Raw genomic sequence first — 13,531 nt, forward strand, 5'->3', positions numbered from 1 at the left:
GTCGGTTGAAACTTAGACCGCAATAATGCTCGGTAGGCTCTGTAAAGTCTCAAATCGGTGATGACCCTTGCGACCAGCTGACCTCGCCCGCGAGCACGGCATCTCGACCCAGGCGGTCCGCAACTACGAGCAGGACGGGTTCCTCCCGCCCGCCGAGCGCACGCCGACCGGATACCGGATCTACACCGAGGCGCACGCGGCGGCGCTGCGCGCCTACCTCGCGCTCGTCCCCGCGTACGGGCACGCGGCGGCGGGCCGGATCATGAACGCCGTCCACGGCGACGACCTCGACGGCGCCCTCCAGACCATCGACCGCGGCCACGGACGGCTGCTCCGCGACCGGGACACCCTCCGCGCGGTGCGCGACGCGGTCGGCCACCTGATCGCGGACTCCGGTACCGGCCCGGGCCCGGCAGGCCGCGCGGAGAGCCGCACCATCGGCGAACTGGCGCACCGGCTCGACATCACGCCCGCGACCCTGCGCAACTGGGAAGCGGCCGGCATCCTCACCCCCGCCCGGGACCGGGCCACCGGCTACCGCGTCTTCCACGCCGGCGACATCCGCGACGCCGAACTCACCCATCTCCTCAGACGCGGCGGCTACCCGCTGAGCCACATCCGCACCGTGGTCCAGCAGGTCCGGCAAGCCGGCGGCACGAGTGCCCTCGCCGCCGCCCTGGACGGCTGGCAGCGCAAACTCACCGCGCAAGGCCTCGCCATGCTCGACGCGTCCGTCCAGTTGAGCCACTACCTGTCCATGCGCAACACGACCACTCCCGCTCACTGACCCGACCGACCAGCCGGGAAAAGCAGCCAGCATCCCCGGCGCCGGGCACGCTGCGGCCGGGTCAGGTTCGGGGGGAGGACGCCGGTTCTGACAGCGCGGGCCAGTAGTGGTCGGTGAACAAGCGGGCGACCAGCGCGCCCCGGCTGGAGACGCCGGCCTTGATGAAGATCGTCTTGAGGTGGTCGCGGACGGTGTGCGGCGAGATGAACAGTGCCGCGGCGATCTCGGCGGTGCTCATCCCGCGCGCGGTGAGCTGGGTGATCTGCAGCTCCCGCGAGGTCAGGCCGTACGCCTCGGCGACCAGGACCGCCAGGTCGGCGGGTGTGGCGGGCTCGATGACGAGGGCCACCGGGCCGGACCGGCCGCCGGGTCCGGTGAGGCCCGAGGCGTGGCAGGTCAGCCAGCGGCCGTCGGTGGTCCGGATGCGCGCGCGGGCGCTGCCGCGGTCCCAGCCGTCGGCGACGGCGCGCGCCTGGAGCACCGTGCCGATCACCCAGATCGGCAGCTCCAGCCCCAGCGGTGTGGGGAACGACGGTCCCTTCGGCAGCCGCGCGAGGTGGTGCCGCGCCTCGTCGTTGGCCGATATGGCCTCGCCGGCCCAGTCGAAGAGGATCAGGCCGGACGCCGGGGAATCGGTGCCGGGCGCGGACGCGGGCGGACGGGCGAACGTGCGCAGCCGCTCGGCCAGCGGACGGGACAGGCCGGCGACGAGGTCGGTCTCGTGCGGACGGAAGGCGTCAGTGGTGCGGAACAGGCTCACCAGGCCCCACGGCCGGTCGCCGATTCGGAGCACGGCGCGCAACTCGTCGTGCACGCCCTGGCCGAGCAGCAGCCGCCGGAACCGGGCGCTGCGGGCGGGCAGATCACCTGTGGCCGCGCGCAACCCTGCCGCCGGTACGGAGGCGCGGGCCAGGTCGCGGAACGGCAGGACGTTCTCCTCCAGCAGTTCGCTTCGCCAGTAGGCGGCGCAGCCCTCGCCGGAGCCGAGGTTCTCCACCAGCATCGGTGCGGTGATCAGGCCGGTCTCCGGGTCGGCGGCGGTCCACACGGCCGAGTGGAACGGCACCAGCCGCCGCAGCCGGGCCGAGACGCGGCCGAACAGTTCCAGAGCGTCGGCGGCCTGTCCGGCGGCTGCCAGCACCGGTCGATGTCGATCGGTCATGCACGTCTCCTCAACTGATCGGCCGGCCCGCCTGCCCGGATCATCGCACCGTCCACACCCCAGCCTGCCCTGCGGCGGCACGGCACGGACCCCCTCGTTTGAGGGGGTCGTGCGTCGCCGATCTCCCGGAAACCGGGGATGGGGCGCCCCGGCGAGGACCGGCAGGGTCGGTGGCACACGACCACCGGAGAGGGAGAACATGGACATCGCGATCGTCGGGGGAGGCGCGGCGGCCGTCGGCCTGTTGGACGCGCTCGCCGCCACCGAAGGCCCCGCCGCCGTGGGCGGGACCGGCACCATCACGGTCTTCGAGCCGTCACCGCACCTGTGGCGGGGACGACCGTACGTCCCGGACCTGGAGGCGGTTCTGGTCAACACGCCACCCGCGCTCATGTCGGTCCGGGGCGGCGACTTCGGCCACTTCGCAGCCTGGCTCGGAAAGCGCGGTGCCGACCACATCGACCCGCTCCTCGGCCAACCGCTGGTCCCGCGCGCCGTCTACGGCGAGTACCTGGTCCACTCGGCGGAGAAGGCCGTGGCGGCTCTGGGCGAAAAGGGCTGGCCCGTGCGCGTCGTGGCCGCGCGGGTGACCGACGCCGCCGTCCGGTCCGGTACGCGTCTGGTCCTGCGCACCGACGACGGGCAGGAGCACGAGGCCGACCGCGTGGCGCTGTGCCTGGGCGGGGGAGCGCCCCCGGACCCGTACGGGCTTACCGGCCAAGCGGGTTTCACTGCCGATCCCTATCCGCTCGCCGGCACGCTCGACCACGTCGCCGCCGGCGACGATGTGGCGGTCATCGGCAGCGGCCTGACGGCCGTCGATGTCGTCGTGGCGCTCGCCGCGCGCCGGTACCCGGGACGGATCACGCTGCTGTCGCGCAGCGGGGTGCTCCCGTACGTCTGGCAGCGCCCGGACGGTCGGCGTCCCGTGCACGTGACCGTCGAGCAGGTGGCGAAGCTCCACGACGCACAGGGACACCTCGCGCTCGACGACCTCGCCGGCCTGCTGCGCAAGGAACTGGCCGACGCGGGAGAGGACTTCGACGAACTCGCCGCACAGCTCCGCAGCACGCGGACGGACGACCCGGTCCGGCGCCTCCGGCAGCAGATCGCCGCAGTCGACGACCCCCGGATCGGCCGCCGCGTGTTGCAGGAGACGGCGCACACCGTCGGCCCTTACGCCTGGCGTCTGCTGCGCACCCGACCGCGCATGGCTGCGGCGCCATCACCGCACGGCCACGAGCGTCGCCTCGCCCATGGTTCCGGTGAACGCGTCCATCCTGATGCGGCTCCTGGACTCCGGCCAGCTCACCGTCTCCTCCGGCGTCACTGCGGTCGAGCCGGTGAACGGGCGGTTCCGGGTGCGGGACGCCCGGGGCCAGCACACCGCGCACGTCGTCGTCAACGCCGTGAACGCGCCCGCGCACGCGGTCCCGGGCGCGGCCCAACCTCTGGTCCGATCGCTGGAGCGCGTCGGTCTGGCCACCCTCCACCCGTCCGGCGGCGTGGTTCCCACCGACCCGCGCGTGCACGTGGTCGGCGACCTGGCGGGCGGCGGCTCGTTCATCACCTCGAGCATCGCCGGCGTCGTCGCGCAGGCGTCCCGCGCCGCCGTGGCGCTCCGGACACCTTGACGTCGATGCGAACGCGTCAGGGCGAGGGGGCGCGGCGGGCGATCAGCGGGCCGATGACCTGGGTTCCGGGGCCGACGCGGCCGCCGGGGCCGGGGAGTTGGGTGGTGTTGTCGGCGGTGAGTTCGTGTCCGCAATGGACGCACGTGGTGACGGCTTCGGTGTCGTGGCCGCACTCCAGGTGGTGGATGCGCACGGGCGGGCCGGATTCCCCGTACCAGCGGTCGCCCCATCGCATCAGGGCGAGCAGGACGGGATACAGCTCCTTGCCCTTCTCCGTTGCCAGGTAGTGCTCGCGAGGCGGATGGTCCTGGTAGCGCTCGCGGACGAGAACGCCCTCCTCCACCAGCCGGGCGAGCCGGGCGGCAAGGACCTTGCGCGAGACGCCCAGGTCGCGGGCCAGGTCGTCGAAGCGGGTGACGCCGACCAGGACGTCCCGCATGATGAGCGCCGTCCACGCGTCCGCGAACAGGTCGGTGGCACGTGCGATCGAGCACGCAACGTCGGTAAGCGGGGTCCTGGTCACCCCCTGAGCCTACTTGAGTTCCCTTAGGGGACTAAGATGAGTCTCCTAAGGGAACTCAGGAGGGGTGGCATGGGACCGACCATCGAACTGGACTCGCGGGCGCCCGGCGCGATCGACGGACGCCACATCCGGGCCCTCACGTTCCAAGATGTGCGGCTGGAGTACGTGAGCTCCACCCTCCGCCGGCTCGGGATCGAGCCGGCCGGGCGGTCCGCACTGGTCGTCGGCAGCGGGCGAGGCCTGCTCGCTCGAGGGCTGGCCGGGCTCGGCCTGAACGTCGTCGCGCTGGACCCGTCCGCTGAAGCGACCGCGATGGCGCAGGAGGCGGGCAGCGGAGAGGCCGTCGAGTACGCGACCGCGCCCGCCGAGGATCCCGGGCTGGCCGGCTCGTCCTTCGACGTCGTCTTCTACGCCGACACCTTCGAGATCACCGGCGACCTCGACCGGGTCGTCGCGCATGCGGCCAGGCTCCTGCGGCCCGGCGGCGTCCTGTTCTACGACACCGTCAACCGGACGCCGGTGTCCCGGCTGATCTACCTGGGCGCCTTCCAGACGCTGCCGCAGACCCGCATCATGCCGCGCGGCCGCTACAGCGCCGCGCGGCTGCGCCCACCGGAGGAGGTCGCGGCCACGCTCGCCGCACACGGCCTGCGGAACGAGGACGTCTGCTCCTTCAAGCCCGCCAACGTCCTCGACCTGGTCCGGGCCACCGTCGCACGCCGCAAGGGAAGGATCGACGACGAGGCGATCCCGGGGATGACGCGGTTCGTCCTCGAGCCGGACGGCAAGCCGATCGTCACCTACCTCGGCCACGCCCGCAGGCAGTAACGAGCGGAGCGTTTCGGGCTACCCGACCGGAGGGGCGTCGGACGGGAACAGATCGTCGAAGATTCCGGCGGCCTGGTCGGCGTGAGCGGTGGCGCGCTGACGCTTGGTGCGGCGTTCCCAGTAGCCGACGGTGGTGGCGGGATCGACGTGGTCGGCGAACTCCTGCACTTCGGCGAGCGGGACCCCGGCGTCGAGCATGTGCGTGATGCGGGACGCGCGCCAGACATGCGGGGTGAGGTCCCGGCCGGGCAGCACGCCGGCGGCGCGCCCGAGCCGCGTGGTGATGCGGTCGACGTCGTGCCGGTCCAGCCGATCCCCCTTGGCGTCCAGCAGCAGCGGCCCGCGCGTGCGGTCGCCGACGTGCCGGCGCAGCAGGTCCGCGCAGCGGTGCGGCAACGGCATCGTCCGGCGCTTGCCGCCCTTGCGGGTGACGGTGAGGGCGGTACGGTCGCCGTCGCGGACGAGGTCGGTCACATCGGCTGCGCACAGTTCGGTGACACGGCCGGCCAGGCTGTACAGCAGGAGCACCACCAGCAGGTCCAGCTCGCCGGACGCGCACGCGGCCACCGCGCGGACCTGGTCCACCTCCAGTACCGGGGTGGAGCCCGCGGTGCGCTCGGCGGTGACGCGGGGCCGGTCGTCCTGCGTGACCGGATTGACTGGAGGCGGGTCCATCCGCCCGGCGGCGTAGACGTGCAGCGACGACAGGCACGCGACGTAGCGGCCGATGCTGCGCGACGCGACACCTGCGGCCTCCTGCCGTAGCCGCCACATCCGGACATGCTCGCGGGTGAGGCAGCCGACGGAGAACGCCTCGTGGCCGAGTTCGCGGGCCAGCGGCGCCCAGACGCGGCGCAGGTCGTCGGCGTAGGTGCGCTTGGTGGCGGCCGAGCCGCGGCGGGTGCTGCTCAGCCAGTCCAGCACCAGCGCGAACGTCCGCGGTGTGCACGCCTCGGCCAGCAGCTCGATCCGACGCCGGTAGATCCGCCGCCCGCCGATCCGGGCGACCTGCACCTGCCCGAGGTCGGCGTCCAGTTTGGCCAGCGCGTCGGCGGCCAGCGGGGCGGCGGGGCGCGCCAGGGGCCCGGCGTCCGCCACCACCGGGGGAGCGGCGTCGGTCGCCTCACCTGAACCGGGCGATCCCTGTGTTCCCCGCGTTGCTGCGCCGGCGGACTCCGGATCGGCGGGGGCCAGAACGACGCCTTCCAGCGGTTCTCCTGTCTCCTCCCGGCGCTCACCGGGCGGCTCGCCGGAGACGGGCACGGTCCGCTGCACGGCGGTGACCGCGGCCTCCTCGGCGACGGCACCGTCCGCAGCGGCGCCGGTCGGGCTGCCGTCCACGGCGTCGTTCGCCGCATCGTTCGAGGTCACGACCGCTCTTTCCACCACGAGCAGGCGACCGAACTGGGTGCGCCGGACCGGGCCCCGAAGCCGCCTCGGCGGCCGAGCCCGGCTGGCCTGTGTCGCTCGTCGTCGTCCGCCGGCAGGACGGGGTGGTGCTCCGAAGGCGCCTGCGGTGGCGCGGAGCGGTGCGTGTCGATCACCTCGGCAGCGTAGCGCATAACCCGGATTATGCGCTGGGCTGATTTCTTGTCAGAGAAATCATGCAGCGTGTTTTCATTTCTTGCCTCGAGATTTGTGGGAGCATGATCGGCATGGCAGAGCGTGAGATCCCCGCCCGTCCCGGCCCGGCCGTTCCCGCGAGCAGGCCGCCGACCGGCGCGCGCCACACCGAGACGGCGCGGACGGCGGACCCGGAAGAGCAGGAGGAGACGCAGGGGCGGAGGCTGCCGCCCGGGGCGGATCCGTCCGCACCGTGGGGCCGGTGCAAGCACTGCGACACCCCGCTGCCCCGCCCGCCCAAGACCCGGGGGCGACGGCCGGAGTACTGCCCGGTCGAGCGCGACGCCGACGGCCGGACGCTCAAGGACTGCCAGGCCGAGGCGCACGCCGCAGGCCGCAGCCTCTCGGCGGCCGCGGTCAAGGAGCCCCTCGCCGCGCTGCGCGCGGTGCTCACCCAGGCCGCGGCCGACGCCCGCGCCCGTGCTGACCGGGAGGCGCAGGCCGCCGACCGCATCGAGGAGATCATCGCCACCGTCGTCGACCGCAACACTGCCCTGGAGCAGCAGGCGGCGCAGTCCGAAGAGCGCGCGCGTGCCGCGGAGGACGCGCGGCGCCGCGCCGAACAGGGCCATGACGCCGCCCGCGCCGCCGCGTCCGCCGCCGGACAGGCACAAGAGCGCGCCGAGGAACGCGCACTCGCCGCCGAACAGGTCGCCGCCGCCGCGCGCGCCACCGCCCAGGCCGAGACCGCGGCCCGCCAGTCCGCCGAGGAGGCCGCGCGCACCCTGCAGAAGCAGTACGACACCGCGCACGCGCGGTTGCAGGCCACCGAACGCGAACTCGCGCAGGCTCGTGACGAGGCGGAGCGGGCCAGCCGCCGCGTCGAGCAGATCCGCGACGAGATGCAGCGGGCCCTGGACTCGGCCCGCCAGGAGCATCAGGACACCCGCACTCGGCTCGACCAGCAGACCGGCCGGCTCACCGAAGCCCAGACCCGGCTCAGCGAAGTCCAAGCCCGTCTCACCGAGACCATCGCCGAGTTGGCCGCCGCCCACGACGAACTCGCAAGGCTGCGCGCCGCGCTCACCACCGCCGATGAGGCGGCCCGCGCCGCCGACGTCCGTGCCCGGGAGGCCGTCGAGCGCGCCGACGGTGAACGCGACGCCGCCCGCGAGGACCTGCTCGTCCAGACCACGCGGCTGCAGGCGCAGGTCGACGCCCTCACCGCAGAACGCGACGCCGCCCAAACGGCGGCCACCGCACATCTCGAACGAGCCATCCGCGCCGAGCACGCCCGAACCGAAGCGGCCGTCCCGGAGCGGGCCGACGGCTCGTCCGCAACCGGTACGACCAGCGCCGATCCCCGAGACACTGAGCCGAGGTGACGCTCATCCACCTGGGCTTGTGATCGGCGCCATGACGCTGCGACCGACTGGGGCCAGGTGAGCTTCAAAGAGCGTCGGGCGGAAAACCTATTGAATCTTCCTTCGGCGTTCCCGTAGGTTGCCCGCGGCCCCATCGCAGTGAGGACAGAGGACAGAACCGCGTGACGCCGCCTGCTCTTTAGACCTGACACTTTCTTCGCTCATCTGTAGCCGACGCATCGTCGTCGGCTCTGCCGGGCTGCCCTGATGCGCCCGGCCGTACAGCGTCCGAGGCCGCGCGCAATCGGCCTCGTGTCAGGTCCAGAGAGATCATGTCTTCACAACCTCATACCGTGCTGCCCTGGGTCGTCCGCCGGACCAGGCTGCCTCTGCTGTCGCTGCGGTGCGCGGACTGCCGCGCGGAGTCCGCCACCACCGGCGACGGCAGGTTCCGCGTCAACTCCAACGGCAAGCTGCTGGACGTGTGGCTGCTGGTCCGCTGCGTGTCCTGCGGCCGGACGAGCAAGGTCACCGTGCACGAGCGCGTCCCGGTGAGATCCCTCGATCCGGCCGAGCTCCGCGGCTACCGCGTCAACGATCCGGGTCTGGTGGCGTCCAGGCTGCTGGATCCGCTGCTCGCCCGTCGCAACCGCTTCACCCTGGACTGGACGGGCGCCTGGCGCCTGGACGCCCCGCCGACATCGGTCGACGAGGCGTGGCCGGTCCACGTGGAGGTCGTCTTCGAGGATCCGGTTCCGGTGCGCCCGGACCGGCTCATCGCGCAAAGGCTCGGCCTCAGCAGGAACGAGGCGCTGCGCCGGATCAAGTGCGACACCCCACTGCGCCGTCCGACGACTTCGGGGTTCAGGTTCACCGTGATGCCCGCGGACTAGCGGGGATGTAGTCGCGGCAGGCGCGTTCCCTTGCGGCCTCCGCACGAGATGCACCTCGCCCGGGGGCGCCTCCGACGACATGGAGGCGCCCCCGGGCGACCCCGATGCACGCGGAGCGAGCGAGCCGAAGCCCGTCAGAAAAAGTCCCGATGGGATGTCGAGAACGCGCGTGCGGCTCCGTCCCCGCAGTGAACCACGGCCACAATGGCCGGACCGGATCGAGGAGAACACGATGGCCAAGTACCTGTTGCTCAAGCACTACCGGGGTGCGCCGGCACCGGTCAACGACGTGCCGATGGACCAGTGGACGCCGGAGGAGATCTCGGCCCACATGCAGTTCATGCAGGACTTCGCCGCGCGGCTCGAGGCGACCGGCGAGTTCGTCGACGGCCAGGCGCTCTCCCCGGAGGGCACGTTCGTCCGTTATGACGGCGAGGGGCGGCCGCCGGTCACCGACGGGCCGTTCGCGGAGACCAAGGACTTGATCGCCGGGTGGATGATCGTCGACGTCGACACCTACGAGCGGGCGCTGGAGCTGGCCGGCGAGCTGTCCGCGGCTCCGGGGGCGGGCGGGAAGCCGATCCACGAGTGGCTCGAGGTGCGCCCGCTCCTGACCGCGCCGCCGACCATCACGGAATGAGCATGGTGGACGAGGCCCTGCTGAGGACCCTCACCCCGGCCGTGATCGGGGTCCTCGGCCGCCGCGGAGCGGACTTCGCGGCGGCCGAGGACGCCGTGCAGGAAGCCCTGGTCGAGGCCCTGCGCGCGTGGCCGGACGATCCGCCGCGCGACCCCAAGGGCTGGCTGGTCACCGTGGCGTGGCGCAAGTTCCTCGACGCCGCGCGCGCCGACGCCTCCCGCCGCGACCGCGAGATGCGCGTCGAGGACGAGCCGCCGCCCGGCCCGGGCCGCGCGGTGGACGACACGCTCCAGCTGTACTTCCTGTGCGCGCACCCGTCCCTGACGCCGGCCTCGGCCGTCGCGCTCACGCTGCGCGCGGTCGGCGGGCTGACCACGCGGCAGATCGCGCGGGCCTACCTGGTGCCCGAGGCGACCATGGCCCAGCGCATCAGCAGGGCCAAGCGGACCGTCTCGTCCGTCCGGTTCGACCAGGCCGGTGACCTCGCCACCGTGCTGCGGGTGCTGTACCTGGTGTTCAACGAGGGGTACGGCGGGGACGTCGACCTGGCGGCCGAGGCGATCCGCCTCACCCGCCAGCTCGCCGGCTTGACCGACGAGCCCGAGGTGGCGGGGCTGCTCGCGCTCATGCTGCTGCATCATGCGCGGCGCGCGTCCCGTACCGGCGCGGGAGGCCGCCTGGTGCCGCTCGCCGAGCAGGACCGGTCGCGCTGGGACACCGGCCTGATCGCCGAGGGGGTGACGATCCTGCAGGCCGCGCTGGCCCGGGACCGGCTGGGCGAATACCAAGCGCAGGCCGCGATCGCCGCCCTGCACGCCGACGCCCAGGCGGCCTGCGAGACGGACTGGGTGCAGATCGTGGAGTGGTACGACGAGCTGCTGCTCCTCACCGGCAGCCCGGTGGTGCGGCTCAACCGCGCGGTGGCGGTCGGCGAGGCCGACGGGCCGCAGGCCGGCCTGGCGGCCCTGGCCGAGGTGAGCCCCGGCCTGCCCCGCTACGCCGCGGCGAGGGCGTACCTGCTCGAACGCGCCGGTGACCTCGAGCAGGCCGCCGAGCTGTACGCCGAGGCCTCCCGCGCGGCGACCAGCGTCCCGGAACGCGACCACCTCACCCGCGAGGCCGCCCGGGTGCGGCAGCTGCCGCGACCGTGACCGCAGGCTCCTAGGAGGCTGCGCTGTTCCGGGGGACGCCGTCGGGCGGGGGAGCGAGGAGGGGGAGGCGGAGGGTGAAGCGCGCGCCGGACGGGCTGTCGTCGATGGTGAGGGTGCCGCGGTGCGCGGAGGCGATCTCGCGGGCGATCGCGAGGCCCAGGCCGGTTCCTCCGGCGTCGCGGCTGCGCGCGGTGTCGACGCGGGTGAAGCGTTCGAAGACGCGCTCGCGGTCCTCGGGCGGGATTCCGGGGCCGTCGTCGGCCACGGTGAGGGCGGCGTGGTCGTGGTCGGAGACGAGCTCGACCTCGACGGCCGCGGTGGCGTGGCGCTGGGCGTTGTCGAGCAGGCCGTCCAGGAGGCGTTGCAGTTGCGCGGGCACGCCCTGGACCCGGACGCGGGGGGTGAGCCGCGGCCGGATCGGGACGGCGGAGTTCCGCGCGGTGGGCGCCTGGTGGTCCCGTATCCCGCTTTCGACCAGGCCGGTGAGGTCGAGCGGTTCGGCCAGGTCGGCTCCGGTGCCGATCTGCGCGAGCAGCAGCAGGTCGGCGACGATGCTCTCCAGCCGGTCCGCGGAGCGCAGCGCCGCCTGGGCGGCGGTCTCGACGTCGGTGTCCTGCGGGTGCATGGCCAGGTCCTCGAGGTTGACGCGCAGCCCCGCGATGGGGGTCCGCAGCTCGTGCGCGGCGTCGGACGCGAACTGGTGCTGGATGCGGACGGATCGCTCCAGCCGGTCGAGGGTGGCGTTGGCGGTCCGGGCGAGGCGTGCGACCTCGTCGTCGCCCGGCGGCTCGGGGACGCGGTGGGACAGGTCGCTGACGGTGATCTCGGCCAGTTGCGTGCGGATGTCGTCGACGGGACGCAGCGTGCGGCCGACGACCTGCCAGGTCGTCCAGGACGCCAGGGCGGTGAGCGCGACCACGCAGCCGGCGAGGAGCAGCTCCAGGATCGGGCTGGACAGGATCGTCGGGAGGGGGCGTCCGGCGTAGACGACCGCCGAGTCCGAGGCGGGGGTGACGCGGATGGCGACGATCGTCAGGCAGTCCCCGCCGGGCGCCGGGCACCGGGTGAACTCTTGGACCCGGTTGGCCGGGGGAGGCACGACGGAGCTGAGAAGCGGCCGGCCGGCGGCGGCCGGGCTGGCGTTGAGGATCCGCCGGTCGGGACCGACCACCTGGATGAACCGGACGCCGCCGGCGCCCGGGGGGATCGGGCTGGGCAGCGTCCGCTGCCGCACCGCGGCGCTGATCCGCCGCCCGGCGAGCTCGGTCTGCGCGAACGCGAAGTCGTGCTCGTTGGACCGGACGAGCAGGTCGATGCCGACGGCGAGCACCGTGAGGACCAGCGCGGACACGACCGCGGCGATCACCGTGTCCCTGCCGCGGATCGACCGCGGCCACGAACGCGCGCGAGACCTCCCCACCCGGCACCCCTCCCACACCGCAGCCTCCCCGAGGCCGTCGGCCGCTAATCACCGCAGGTCAGCGAGATGCCTTCGGCGGGATCAGGCCGGCGGCGACCAGACGTAGGGGGTCGTGGTGGTGACGGCGGTGAAGCCGAGGCGCTCCAGGATGGGACGGCTGTCCGCGGAGGCGTCGACCTGCAGGTACCGGTAGCCGCGTTCGGCGGCCAGGCGCGCCCGGACGGCCACGAGCGCCCGGTAGATCCCGCGGCCTCGCCACTCCTGCAGCGTGGACCCGCCCCACAGGGACGCGAACACCCCGTCCTCGCGGAGCGCCGCCCAGCCGGCCGCGACGACCCGGCCGGCGGCCTCGGCCGTGAAGATCGCCAGCCGGTCGTCGGCGGCGGCCAGCCCGCCGGCCAGATGGTCGCCGATGAAGCCGCAGTCGCGTCCCCACACCTGCGACTCCATCTCCACGATGGCGGGGATCGCCTCGCCGCCGACCCGTCTGATCACCACGCCCTCGGGCGCGGGCGCCGCGGCCGGCAGGTCCGCGATGCGGGCGATCACGACCGTCTCGGTGGGCTCGGCGACGAATCCGGCGGCTCGCAGCCGTTCGGGCAGGTCGCAGGGCAGGTCGTGGCCGCGCGCCTTCCATTCCACGGCCTCGCCGCGGGCGCCGAAGAAGGCGGTCTGCGCGGCGATGAGAGCGTCGACATCGTGCCCGGACAGATCGCGCGGGCCGGTGACGAATCCGCGGTGCTCCCCGACGACCCGCAGCAGCGGCCCGTCCTGCTCGATCCACGCGCCCTGCGCGGGAACGCCCGTCCCGCGCAGGTGCTCGTCATAGGCGGCCAGAAGATCCTCACTCATCCGGCGGAGGGTAATGACCCGCACCACCGCGCCGCGACGGCTTTTCCGCGCCCTCGATCGACCAGGGCCGCCTTGGGGGCGGCCGGGCTAGACGGGACGGGTGCGGTCCGCGCCGATGGCGACGCCGACGATCGTGCAGGGCTCGGTGCCGTGATTGTGCCAGGCGTGCCGGGTGCCGTTCTGGACGACCACGTCGCCCGCTTTCAGCACCGTCTGCTCGCCGTCGTCGAGCTCCAGGGTGGCCTCGCCCGAGACGACCAGGACGTAGTCGAGGGTGTCGGTGGTGTGCATCCCCCGGGTGCCGGGTTCGTTCGCGGCCATCGCGCCCGGCATCCGCCGCTCCAGCTCCTCCAGAGCCGCGGCGGTGTCCAGATCCGGCGGCGGGGCCGGCTCGCCCGGCGGGACCGTATTGATCATGAAGCGCGATCCGGCGGGCGGCGGGTACCACGCCTCGGCGGGGCGCGGCGAGCCGTCGTCGGGGAACGCGGGGCGCTCGTCCCGGCCCCACAGCGGGAAGAAGGCGCAGCCGGGCATCAGCTCGGAGGTGATGGGGGCGACCTCGCGGTCGTCGACCACGCGGGCCCTGCCCTCGGCGTCATGCCCGGTGACCACGCGGCGCACCTTCATGCCGTCCATACGATCACTCCTCGGATACGGTGGCGTATTGATACGCCACCGTATCTTCGGTCGCGCGGAGGGTCAATACGCAGGCGT

General features: G+C 73.4%; 13 protein-coding genes and 1 pseudogene. 8 read left to right on the plus strand and 6 right to left on the minus strand.

Annotation, left to right across the window (positions count from 1 at the left end):
* Positions 1-67 precede the first annotated feature (67 nt).
* Entirely contained in the window at positions 68-787 is a 720-nt protein-coding gene (locus tag AB0C78_RS04400; protein ID WP_360741538.1) for a TioE family transcriptional regulator, read from the plus strand.
* Positions 788-848: 61 nt separating this feature from the next.
* Here the strand turns inward: AB0C78_RS04400 and AB0C78_RS04405 are convergent, their stop codons facing one another.
* Complete coding sequence (locus tag AB0C78_RS04405; RefSeq protein ID WP_360741540.1) at positions 849-1,949, minus strand: helix-turn-helix transcriptional regulator; 1,101 nt, start codon at positions 1,947-1,949, stop codon at positions 849-851.
* Positions 1,950-2,148: 199 nt separating this feature from the next.
* On the opposite strand from AB0C78_RS04405, the pseudogene AB0C78_RS04410 reads away from it, so the two are divergent.
* Together AB0C78_RS04410 and AB0C78_RS04415 are read left to right on the plus strand one after the other, a co-directional pair.
* A pseudogene (locus AB0C78_RS04410) lies at positions 2,149-2,769 on the plus strand (FAD/NAD(P)-binding protein); the annotation flags it as partial.
* A gap of 445 nt (positions 2,770-3,214) precedes the next feature.
* On the plus strand, positions 3,215-3,583 hold the full coding sequence (locus tag AB0C78_RS04415) for a hypothetical protein (RefSeq protein ID WP_360741542.1): 369 nt from the start codon (positions 3,215-3,217) through the stop codon (positions 3,581-3,583).
* Positions 3,584-3,599: 16 nt separating this feature from the next.
* On the opposite strand, the gene AB0C78_RS04420 is transcribed toward AB0C78_RS04415, so the two are convergent.
* Positions 3,600-4,106, minus strand: coding sequence for a helix-turn-helix domain-containing protein (locus AB0C78_RS04420; RefSeq protein ID WP_360741544.1), 507 nt, complete (start codon positions 4,104-4,106; stop codon positions 3,600-3,602).
* 69 nt (positions 4,107-4,175) lie between these two features.
* Between AB0C78_RS04420 and AB0C78_RS04425 the strand changes: the two genes are divergently transcribed.
* Entirely contained in the window at positions 4,176-4,934 is a 759-nt protein-coding gene (locus AB0C78_RS04425; RefSeq protein ID WP_360741546.1) for a methyltransferase domain-containing protein, read from the plus strand.
* 18 nt (positions 4,935-4,952) lie between these two features.
* Here the strand turns inward: AB0C78_RS04425 and AB0C78_RS04430 are convergent, their stop codons facing one another.
* On the minus strand, positions 4,953-6,305 hold the full coding sequence (locus tag AB0C78_RS04430) for a tyrosine-type recombinase/integrase (RefSeq protein ID WP_360741548.1): 1,353 nt from the start codon (positions 6,303-6,305) through the stop codon (positions 4,953-4,955).
* A gap of 284 nt (positions 6,306-6,589) precedes the next feature.
* Here AB0C78_RS04430 and AB0C78_RS04435 point away from each other — a divergent pair, with 284 nt between their 5' ends.
* The 4 genes from AB0C78_RS04435 (at position 6,590) to AB0C78_RS04450 (ending at position 10,545) form a co-directional block, all read left to right on the plus strand.
* Entirely contained in the window at positions 6,590-7,882 is a 1,293-nt protein-coding gene (locus AB0C78_RS04435; RefSeq protein WP_360741550.1) for a hypothetical protein, read from the plus strand.
* Positions 7,883-8,214: 332 nt separating this feature from the next.
* Positions 8,215-8,754, plus strand: coding sequence for a DUF1062 domain-containing protein (locus AB0C78_RS04440; protein ID WP_360741552.1), 540 nt, complete (start codon positions 8,215-8,217; stop codon positions 8,752-8,754).
* A gap of 232 nt (positions 8,755-8,986) precedes the next feature.
* Positions 8,987-9,394 carry a YciI family protein gene (locus tag AB0C78_RS04445; protein WP_360741554.1) on the plus strand — a complete coding sequence of 136 codons (408 nt, stop codon included), beginning with the start codon at positions 8,987-8,989 and terminating at the stop codon, positions 9,392-9,394.
* A gap of 5 nt (positions 9,395-9,399) precedes the next feature.
* Positions 9,400-10,545 carry a sigma-70 family RNA polymerase sigma factor gene (locus AB0C78_RS04450; RefSeq protein WP_360741830.1) on the plus strand — a complete coding sequence of 382 codons (1,146 nt, stop codon included), beginning with the start codon at positions 9,400-9,402 and terminating at the stop codon, positions 10,543-10,545.
* Positions 10,546-10,555: 10 nt separating this feature from the next.
* Here the strand turns inward: AB0C78_RS04450 and AB0C78_RS04455 are convergent, their stop codons facing one another.
* The 3 genes from AB0C78_RS04455 to AB0C78_RS04465 form a co-directional block, all read right to left on the minus strand.
* Positions 10,556-11,911, minus strand: coding sequence for a HAMP domain-containing sensor histidine kinase (locus tag AB0C78_RS04455; protein ID WP_360741556.1), 1,356 nt, complete (start codon positions 11,909-11,911; stop codon positions 10,556-10,558).
* A 135-nt stretch (positions 11,912-12,046) separates the two neighbouring features.
* On the minus strand, positions 12,047-12,817 hold the full coding sequence (locus tag AB0C78_RS04460) for a GNAT family N-acetyltransferase (RefSeq protein WP_360741558.1): 771 nt from the start codon (positions 12,815-12,817) through the stop codon (positions 12,047-12,049).
* Between the two features lie 87 nt (positions 12,818-12,904).
* Positions 12,905-13,453, minus strand: coding sequence for a cupin domain-containing protein (locus AB0C78_RS04465; RefSeq protein WP_360741560.1), 549 nt, complete (start codon positions 13,451-13,453; stop codon positions 12,905-12,907).
* Positions 13,454-13,531 lie beyond the last annotated feature (78 nt).

This window comes from Actinomadura sp. NPDC048394, from assembly GCF_040651755.1.
Lineage (GTDB): Bacteria > Actinomycetota > Actinomycetes > Streptosporangiales > Streptosporangiaceae > Spirillospora > Spirillospora montaniterrae.